Source organism: Acinetobacter uliginosus (assembly GCF_044130295.1).
In the GTDB taxonomy this organism is placed as follows: Bacteria; Pseudomonadota; Gammaproteobacteria; order Pseudomonadales; family Moraxellaceae; genus Acinetobacter.
In genome coordinates this window covers 1-9,057 of sequence record NZ_JBIQOC010000021.1, presented here as the reverse complement: position 1 = coordinate 9,057, position 9,057 = coordinate 1, and the positions used below count along the sequence as shown (strand labels likewise).

Below are 9,057 nucleotides of genomic sequence, written 5' to 3'. Positions count from 1 at the left end.
GGCTGCCGACGCATAAAGTGACCCAGATTGAAGAATTACTGCCACACCGCTGGAAATCCGACCAAAATTAAAAAATAGGCATGGGATTCAGCGGACGCTTACGAATGATCGTATTCTCGAATGCTTGTTACTGCATTTTTAAAAATTGCCAATAGATTGTTCCGAATTTCTGAAAAAATCATCAATGATGCAGAAGAAATATGTCAAATCGAATATGTTATAGCTAAATACTAAATAAATTATCACAATGTTTTTTGAATAGTTCATCAATGTCTTTTATTCGCAATTTATTTCTAATCGACTTTACTCTTGATCACATTTTTTCAATAAAATTCAAGTCCGGGCTATATTTAGGAAGCCACACAATGTAATGACCTGCACAGTGTACCAAATCCTTAAGCCTTTTTCCTTTGTGAAAGGTCGCATTATCCATAATTAAAACACTGGTTTCTTTCAGCTTCGGCAATAAATCCTGTTCAATCCAGCATTCAAATACCTCAGTTTTCACTGAACAATCAAATACTCCAACTGTAAGCAATCTATTTTCAATTAATGCACCGATCGCATTGCTACAATTTTTAACTGCCAGTTAAATTCAGCTTCAGCTCGCGCTCCTTTAAGGCTATAACTATACAATCTCCTACTTTCACTTTGAAAACCACTTTCATCAATATAAACCAGTGGTAATTGTTGTTCTAAACATTCAATCAAGTTCTGAAATTGCCGACGTTGATTTTGATCTGCTTTAGGATGCTTTAACGTCTTTTTTTACGCGATATTCCTGCGGCATGTAGCGCATTAAATACTGCATGTGTACTGACACCAAAACGCTCAGCCCGTTCACTAATATAATCATCAGGTATTGTTCAACATCCTTCAATATTTGCTCTTTGCTGATTTTAGATGGACGACCGGGAATAGGCCTGTTCTCGGTCGATTTTTTCCATAGCTGTATCGTACGTGTGCATACTCCAAAATGCTGAGCAGCTTTACGTACTGACAGTTGATCTCTGGCCATAATTTCTATGACTTTGTCTTTAAAATCTTTTGAGTATCCCATGTCTTATAATGTATTAAATATTTGAGAATTTAGCTATAGTTGAACGCGTAGGTTGTGTGGTAACTCCCTAATAGTTTCAGCCACCATTTTTCACGTTAATTTTTTATCCTCAATTCAGGTTAATATAAAAGTAACACATGACTTAACGTCACAGTATTTCCATTTCCGACATCATATGCTGATTGACATGATGTACATCATATTTATTGAGTGCTATTTCACGGGAATGCTGTCCCATATAAGCAATCAGCTGGGGATCTTTAATAAAATACTCCATGGCTTGTACCAGATCATCGACCGATTTAACAGCCACCAGATAGCCATTTACGCCATTACTCACTGTTTCACGGCAGCCTGGAGCATTGGTGGTAATCACTGCTCGCCCCATCGCCATGGCCTCCAAGACGGTACGCGGTGTACCTTCACGATAAGAGGGCAACACATACACTGAACTTGCTGCAATCGCTGGTCGCACATCGCTGAGTTTTCCCCAATAATTTAGTGTCTTATTTTCGATCCAAGTATCAAGTTCGACTTGAGATATGGCAGAAGGATTATCATCAATCCAACCAACCAGATGAAATTCCGTTTCAGGATATTGGGCCTTAATGATGCGGGCGGCTTTAGCATATTCACGCACACCTTTATCTCCGAGCAAACGTGCAATCAACAGGAAAGATGCTTTAACTATTCCCTGCTCATTCACTGGTAATGGCATTACATTAAAATCCTGAACATTCACCCCTGAACCATTGACCACCACAGTTGACTTATTTACATTGAGCAATTGCATCTGTTGAAACAGCTTTAAATCATCTGGATTCTGGAAAAAAACTTTTTCGGCATATTTTAGTGCTTGAGCATATAAGCCATGTACCAGCCTTTGAAAAATACTAGGCTTGCCTGATTCGACATTTTGAAAGGCATACCCCAAACCTGTAATTAATGCAAATCTATGTGGAACTTTTGCGAGCCATGCTGCTAGCGTGCCATAGATTACCGGCTTGATGGTATAGGATATTACATAATTCGGGTGAATTTTGCGAATCATCCAATAAATCACCAACAAGGCTTTTATATCATAAATTGGATTTGCTTCCGTTCTATGCATAGGAATCCAATGAACATGATACCCCAAATCTCGGAGTTTAGCTGTCTCGTCTGGAAAAGATTTTAAGTCAGGTGCCATAATATGAATTTCAAAACCGCGATCAGCAATAGCCTCCAACAGCTTGCCACGAAAATTCAGGACGGATGGCAAAAAGCTACAAATCATCAAAAACTTCATGTACTTTGTCTCCACATGTCCAGATACTGCTGACTCACGCTTTCAATACTAAAATGTTGTTCCACCCGTGCACGGCTGGCTTGTTTCAACTGTAATTTTTCCGCCTGGCTGGAATGGACATAATCCAAAATGGCATTGACCAGTGCCTCCGGATCACGTGGCGGCACAATGGCACCCAGCTCATCGACTATATATTTGGCATCGCCGACATCGGTACTGATACAGGGCAGACCGGATGCCATGGCTTCAACCAGCACATTGGGAAAGCCTTCGGTAATCGAGGTCATCAAAAAGGCATCCACCGACTGATAAAATGCTGACATGTCGGCAACCTGATCGAGCAGATGCACTTTGTTTTTATCTAGCCCGAATTGCTCAAATAAAGCTTTTACTTCGGGATTCTCTAAGCTTGCCCCACTGCCGGCAATTTTAAAAATAATCGGCTGATCTTTCAGTTTTGCCAGAGTCGCAAATAAATACGGATAGCCTTTTGCCGTATGATAACGTCCAGCAAAACCAATGCTGATCGGTTGATGTAGTTCAGGATTGGGCTGGAACTTGTCCAGAAACACGCCATTGGCAATCACCTGAGCATTGTTGTTTTTCAGGCCAAAGCGTTGATGCTGTTGCAAGGATGAATGCGCGCAATAAATCACGCCTTGAGGCTGCGCAGCCAGAACTTTACTCATGACCAGGGCGACTTTGGTACTCAGCGATTCTTCTTTGGGAGAGGCCAGCGAATGATGAATGCCCCAGAAGATATCAAGTTTTGGGCTGAGACCGATGCAACTTAAACTGGTCAATACATTGGCATGGTACATCCAGCACTGCACCGTTTTTGGCGCAATGGACTTGAGCAAATGCCGCAGCTTAGCAATCGTCCCCAGTGTATTCAGCCCGTTCCAGCCCAATGCATAATAAGACTGGCATTGCGCCATGGTTTCAGCATACACCTCCGATGTTTTCATCAGTGCGATAATCACATGCGCATACTGGTCGCGGGTTTGCTGAATCAGGCGTGCCAGCATCATCTCCGCCCCACCCACTCCGGCAAAGTTGGTAATCACATGCACAATGACTGGTTTCGGCTGATTCATGCGGAGTGCTCCACCAGCTGCAGATAGCGCTGTTGCACGGTATGTTTATGGAATTGCAGACAATGTGCAGCTAATTCAGTGTCATCATACGTGACATATTCACCGAAAATTGCCTGTTGCATTGCCGCAGTCATGCTCGCCTGATCATTACATTCCACCAGCAAGCCAAATTTAGCATCTGCCAAAATTTCCTTTGGACCGCTGGGGCAATTGGTACTCACCACTTTAATTTTTGAGGCCAAAGCCTGAATCAGCACCCCGGGCAAGCCTTCCCAGTTGGAACTCAAGACAAACAGCTCGGCATATTTAAAATAGGTATAGGGATTGGGATCAAAGCCGGGCAGATCGACCACATCGCTTAAGCTTAAGTCATGAACCAATTGCTCTAGTTCACCGCGTAATTCCCCTTCACCCAGAATAATCAAGCGGGTTTCCGGGTGCTGTTGATACAAGGCATGGAAAGAACGAATCAGGAAGCCGAAATTTTTCGCTTCGGTTAAACGCCCGACTGCCAGAATGACTTTATGTTTTGGCTGGAAGAAACGATGCTCAACCGCGACCTGCAATTTTTCGGTATAGGTCTCGTCAATCACCGGATTATAAATGGTGACTAAATTATTCTTGGAATAGGCATAATATTCACGAAAATCATCCAGTACGCCATTGGACACACAGACCACCTGACTGGCAGCTGGATAGGTCATTTTGACCAGGGTTTTCAGCAGCCACTTTGCCAAGCCCTGCAATTTCAAATTTTTCGAAGGCGTGGAAACCTCACGCAAAATCAACTGGACCTGACTTTTAGCTAAACGTCTGGCCAAGGCAGCAATGATATTGCTATGGGTTTGGGTCGCGACCAGCACATCATAATCCATCGCCTGCAACAGTTTTTTCAGTGGGAAAATGGCATTGGCAACACGGCCACAGTTTAAATCAATCAATTGAATCTGCGGATCAACCTCGGGCAGGAGTTTACCTTTTACGCCGCTGATGTCACAGACTACCACATCCACTTTGCGTCCCTGCTGGACCAGGTTATTGGCCAATTGAATCACGGTACGTTCTGCCCCACCACCCCCTAAGCTCGGCAAAAAAAACATGATTTTATTGAGCATAACAATCCCTAAAAATGGAAGAAATTAATTGGTGCTTTTAGAAGCTTGCAGAGCCATTGCACGTTGCACACGCTGCTGATAATCATGGATGCCGGCCAGTTCCGAATCGCTGGCACAGCTGGCGTGAATCTTGGCAGCATAGTCAGCAAAACTTGAAACCACTTTGGCGGGCACACCAATCGCCACACTGTTATCCGGAATATCTTTGGTCACCACCGAACCGGCACCAATGACGACATTGGAACCAATCTTCACCCCCGGCATAACAATCGTATTGACCCCGATAAACACATGCGAACCGACCTGAATCGGGGCAAAGCGTTGATAGCGTTTGCCGTGCTGGTCTTTGACCAGACAGGTACTGCCATCATGGGTGATAAATTTCACCCCGGAAGTTACGGTAACATGATCGCCGATAGAAATCAGAAAGGGTTCCGAGCCCCAGCTTTTAATATAAATTCGGCAGTGTTCACCTACGCTGACACCTTTTTTCCGCGCATAAGCCACACTGCCTTTGGCCATGAAATAGACCAGGTCAAAGAGTGTATTGAAGACGGATTTTATCAATGTCATGCGCATGACCTTTAGAGCAGCAAAACAAAAAATGCGAGAAGTGGGCTATTTTACGCCTAAATTGGCTTCAGGCATATAATTGCGTTGCCAGGCTTATTTGATTTTTCTGGCAGGAATGCCGACATATATTCCCGGCTCGGCAAGCGTTTTGGAAACCAGACTGCACGCTCCAATTACACTGTTGTCCGGAATATTGACACCATCCAGAACTGTCACCCGGGCACCCAGCCAAATATTTCCCCCCAGGCTGACCCCCTGCTTGGTAATCTGGTCTTTCACCAAGATATCCGGATCATCAAATTTATGGTTACTGGCAATAATGATACTTTGCGTGCCAATACGGGTATTGTCACCAATGCTGACTCCTCCACAGCCATTGATAAATGACTTGGAATTCATGCTGACATCCTGACCAATACTGATATTGCCACCAAAACATTTGATATAACAACTTTCACCAATAAAGCTGTTATCGGCAATGTTGAGCGTTGCGCCTGGTTCCACAATCAGGCTGACCTGATCACCGATATAGACATTTTTACCCATACGCACCTGACCTGCAATTTCAAGCGTAGTGCCTTTGCCAAAATATTTAAACCGGGTAGCAAAGGCCTGATTATAAACAACCTTGCGGCATTGTGCAGTGAACCAGTTCATGAGTTTTAAAGCTTTAAAAAACATCACTTTTTGCTACTCCACACAGAGAATAAAATGGCAAAGTTATAAAAAATCAGGGCAACCGGTACGGCAAGCAGCATATAAATTTTATCTTCTACCAATAGATACAGGCCGAAAAATAAAATGAATTTAATCAATAACTCAATAATCTGCAATCTAAACAGCACATGGCTACTACGCTGTGCAATCAGGAAGGCCGAACAGGGCGGATTACAAAAAATGGCCCAATAGCCCAAGGCCAAAATCTGGAAATAGGTAGAGATGCCGACCCAGTCTTTGCCAAATACCCATAAATACAGGGATTCTGGCAGCACAAAAAACACGGCAAACAGCGGCAAAGACAGCAGACTCAGTAGTACACTGCTTTTCAGGGCTTCCTGACTATTTTCCAGATGTTTAAATTTGCGGATAAAAAACTGGCGAATGGTTTGCGACATTAAATTAATCGGCACCCGCAAAGTCCGCTCCACAATGGCATAGAAGCCCATAGCCTGGACACCGACAAAATGCGAGACCACATAATAAGGTAAGTTATGCGAAAAGCTGTTCAGCAATGCATGTGGCGTATTGGAATAAATAAAATCCTGATAGTGCTTAAATGCCTGCCAACTGACCTGATAAAGCTGATTTTTTACCATATAAATCAATATAAACAGTAACATCAGCAACGAACTGACACTGTAACTATTGACCAGACTGATGCTCATCAAGAAAGGCAAACCTAGCTGTACCAGCACCACAATCAGGCTACGCAAAATATTCAGTCCGGCACAGAAATATTCGGCATGCGCGGCAAATTTATAGTTATAGATAGTTTGAATCAGTGTATTGACCAACACTCCACTGCAAATTGCAGCGACCACAGCCACATCAAAAATAAAACTTAAGATGATGGCACTGACCGCCACAATAGCAGCAGAGAACATCGTCCCTTCAAAAATCAGGCTTTTCTTGTCCTGCTCTTCGGCGACCAGTAAGGCTTGGTCGAGACGCAAATTGGCAATGGTCGACAGAACACTTACCACGGCCAAGGCAATACCGTATTCACCAAAATCCTGAACCGAATACAGACGCGTTAAAAAAGGAAGTGCGATAAATGTAATTATCGCACCTACCAATAAACTCGACGTGATTAAGCCAATCGATTGATATTTGGCTAAAATACGCGCAATCATGTCAGATTATTAACGTACCAGCGCATGGCCAGCTGAATACCAGCATCGATTGGAAACTCAGGTGCATAACCCAAGGCTTGTTCAATTTTGGCAATGCTGGCTTGTGAATGACGTACATCTCCAGCACGGAAGTCACGGTATACTGGATCTTTACTGTAATTCACGCCATTTTCAGCAAGTGCAGACTGAATCGCTCGATACAAATCATTCAATGTAGTACGGTCTCCCACTGCGACATTATAAACCTGGTTTTTGGCTGCATCATCTTGCGTGGTTGCCGCCAAGATATTGGCTTGTACCGTGTTATCGATAAAGCAGAAATCCCGGCTGGTTTCACCATCACCATTGATAAACACATCATCACCGGCAATCATGACTGCGGTCCATTTCGGAATCACTGCCGCATAGGCCCCGTTCGGATCCTGGCGCTGTCCAAATACATTAAAGTAGCGTAAGCCAATCGCTTTAAAGCCATAAATTTTGGCAAACACATCGGCATAAAGCTCATTGACATACTTGGTCACGGCATAAGGTGACAAAGGCTTGCCAATGTTTTCTTCAACTTTCGGCAATGCCGGATGGTCGCCATAGGTTGAGCTGCTGGCTGCATAGGTAAAGCTGGAAACTTTGGCATCACGCGCAGCAGTCAGTATGTTCAGGAAGCCGCTGATATTGGTGGCATTAGTGGTAATCGGGTCAGCAATTGAACGTGGTACAGAACCCAACGCTGCTTCATGCAGAACATAATCCACACCGGCACAGGCTTTTTGGCAGTCTTCCAGATTGCGGATATCCCCTTCATAAAAGGTGAATTTTGCCCATTGCGCTGCACTGACCAATGACTGCACTTCATCTAAGTTATGTTGATGACCGGTAGCGAAGCTATCCAAACCAATAACAGTTTGATCAAGTTTTAATAGTGTTTCTAACAGATTGGAGCCAATAAAACCGGCAACCCCCGTGACCAGCCAGGTTTTCGGCTGTTGTCGCAATTGCTCACAGGTTTTATTAAATGCATTCATGATTTTTCCTAAAACACAGCTTATAAGCGGATATCAACTTTAGACTGAGACAGCAGATATTTCAGATCATAAAGCACATGCTCAGACTTGCCTAAAACACGAATATTGGGTGCCCCACCTCTTTAAACAACCTGCTGTTGGGCAACGACCAGAATAACCGCATCATAAGTAACCGGAATCACGGATAAGAAATTCGCTTGAAAAAAGGTAGCTGAAAACTATTAGGAGTTACCACACAACCTACACATTCAGCCAGAATGTTCGATTTTACATATTTTTTTCTGCATGATCGATGACTTTTTTCAGAAAGTCGAAGCAGCCTATTGGAAATTTTTAAAATACAACAATACTCTTTTGAGAATGCGGTCTTCTCAATTAAAACTTTCAGAAATCGTATTCATCTTCATTTGGTATAAATATTCCAATTTCAATAACTTCAGCATTATTTTAACTAAATAATTGAATTATTTATATATTTTCAATATTAATAGCGAGCTAACTTTTTAAAATGAGAGGGAATACAACGAAAATATCTTAAGTGAGTAAAGACATTTTCCACAAGATGCCTTAGACGATAGAAGTAGCAATCAAAGTCCATATTTGGTTTTTTGCTATTTGATTTTGTCGGAATGATAGCAATCATTTTATGATCTCGATCAATTTCACGAATATGCCTCGTAGTTTAAAAAATTCTCCCATAGGCCCTTTACTTGCCCAGCGATTGAAATACTTATAGGCTGTTTGCCATGGACAAAGATCTCTAGGAATACCACGCCAAGGGTACCCGTGTTCGAATTTTCAATAAAATGGCTTCCATAATATTTTTGCTATTAGGTGAATGGTAGCAGCCATAAAATTGCATGGTATTTTGGATTTGCACCCAAATTTCATCAGTTATGACTCTACTTGACATACATACTAGAAAACTTAATTTTGGAAGGGATATGTAAGATATTTTAATTCAATAGATTAGAAGAATGAAATATTTACATCAAATGATAATAGGCCCTAGGACGTGTCCTCATTTGGCTTTGCACCAAATAAATATA

General features: G+C 42.6%; 9 protein-coding genes and 3 pseudogenes. 1 reads left to right on the top strand and 11 read right to left on the bottom strand.

Annotation, left to right across the window (positions count from 1 at the left end):
• Positions 1 to 313 precede the first annotated feature (313 nt).
• From ACE01T_RS06185 to ACE01T_RS06140, 10 genes and pseudogenes are all read right to left on the bottom strand, one after another.
• On the bottom strand, positions 314 to 562 hold the full coding sequence (locus tag ACE01T_RS06185; RefSeq protein ID WP_395518943.1) for a transposase: 249 nt from the start codon (positions 560 to 562) through the stop codon (positions 314 to 316).
• A gap of 183 nt (positions 563 to 745) precedes the next feature.
• On the bottom strand, positions 746 to 1,060 hold the full coding sequence (locus ACE01T_RS06180) for an IS630 transposase-related protein (RefSeq protein ID WP_395518941.1): 315 nt from the start codon (positions 1,058 to 1,060) through the stop codon (positions 746 to 748).
• A 148-nt stretch (positions 1,061 to 1,208) separates the two neighbouring features.
• On the bottom strand, positions 1,209 to 2,348 hold the full coding sequence (locus ACE01T_RS06175) for a glycosyltransferase family 4 protein (protein WP_395518940.1): 1,140 nt from the start codon (positions 2,346 to 2,348) through the stop codon (positions 1,209 to 1,211).
• The gene (locus ACE01T_RS06170) at positions 2,345 to 3,445 is read right to left on the bottom strand and encodes a glycosyltransferase (protein ID WP_395518939.1); all 1,101 of its coding nucleotides are present in this window, start codon (positions 3,443 to 3,445) and stop codon (positions 2,345 to 2,347) included. Before ACE01T_RS06170 ends, ACE01T_RS06175 begins: the two co-directional genes overlap by 4 nt.
• On the bottom strand, positions 3,442 to 4,560 hold the full coding sequence (locus tag ACE01T_RS06165) for a glycosyltransferase (protein ID WP_395518938.1): 1,119 nt from the start codon (positions 4,558 to 4,560) through the stop codon (positions 3,442 to 3,444). The genes ACE01T_RS06170 and ACE01T_RS06165 overlap by 4 nt, the downstream gene beginning before the upstream one ends.
• A gap of 24 nt (positions 4,561 to 4,584) precedes the next feature.
• The gene (locus ACE01T_RS06160; RefSeq protein WP_395518937.1) at positions 4,585 to 5,133 is read right to left on the bottom strand and encodes an acyltransferase; all 549 of its coding nucleotides are present in this window, start codon (positions 5,131 to 5,133) and stop codon (positions 4,585 to 4,587) included.
• A gap of 93 nt (positions 5,134 to 5,226) precedes the next feature.
• Complete coding sequence (locus ACE01T_RS06155; protein WP_395518942.1) at positions 5,227 to 5,814, bottom strand: acyltransferase; 588 nt, start codon at positions 5,812 to 5,814, stop codon at positions 5,227 to 5,229.
• Complete coding sequence (locus ACE01T_RS06150) at positions 5,814 to 6,986, bottom strand: lipopolysaccharide biosynthesis protein (protein ID WP_395518936.1); 1,173 nt, start codon at positions 6,984 to 6,986, stop codon at positions 5,814 to 5,816. Before ACE01T_RS06150 ends, ACE01T_RS06155 begins: the two co-directional genes overlap by 1 nt.
• Positions 6,983 to 8,008: an NAD-dependent epimerase/dehydratase family protein gene (locus ACE01T_RS06145; RefSeq protein WP_395518935.1), complete on the bottom strand. Its 1,026-nt coding sequence runs from the start codon at positions 8,006 to 8,008 to the stop codon at positions 6,983 to 6,985. Before ACE01T_RS06145 ends, ACE01T_RS06150 begins: the two co-directional genes overlap by 4 nt.
• A 20-nt stretch (positions 8,009 to 8,028) precedes the next feature.
• A pseudogene (locus ACE01T_RS06140) lies at positions 8,029 to 8,175 on the bottom strand (Vi polysaccharide biosynthesis UDP-N-acetylglucosamine C-6 dehydrogenase TviB); the annotation flags it as partial.
• A gap of 118 nt (positions 8,176 to 8,293) precedes the next feature.
• Here ACE01T_RS06140 and ACE01T_RS17715 point away from each other — a divergent pair.
• Positions 8,294 to 8,461, top strand: a pseudogene (locus tag ACE01T_RS17715) (IS982 family transposase); the annotation flags it as partial.
• 31 nt (positions 8,462 to 8,492) lie between these two features.
• On the opposite strand, the pseudogene ACE01T_RS06135 reads toward ACE01T_RS17715, so the two are convergent.
• Positions 8,493 to 8,921 (bottom strand): annotated as a pseudogene (locus tag ACE01T_RS06135) (transposase).
• Positions 8,922 to 9,057: the final 136 nt, after the last annotated feature.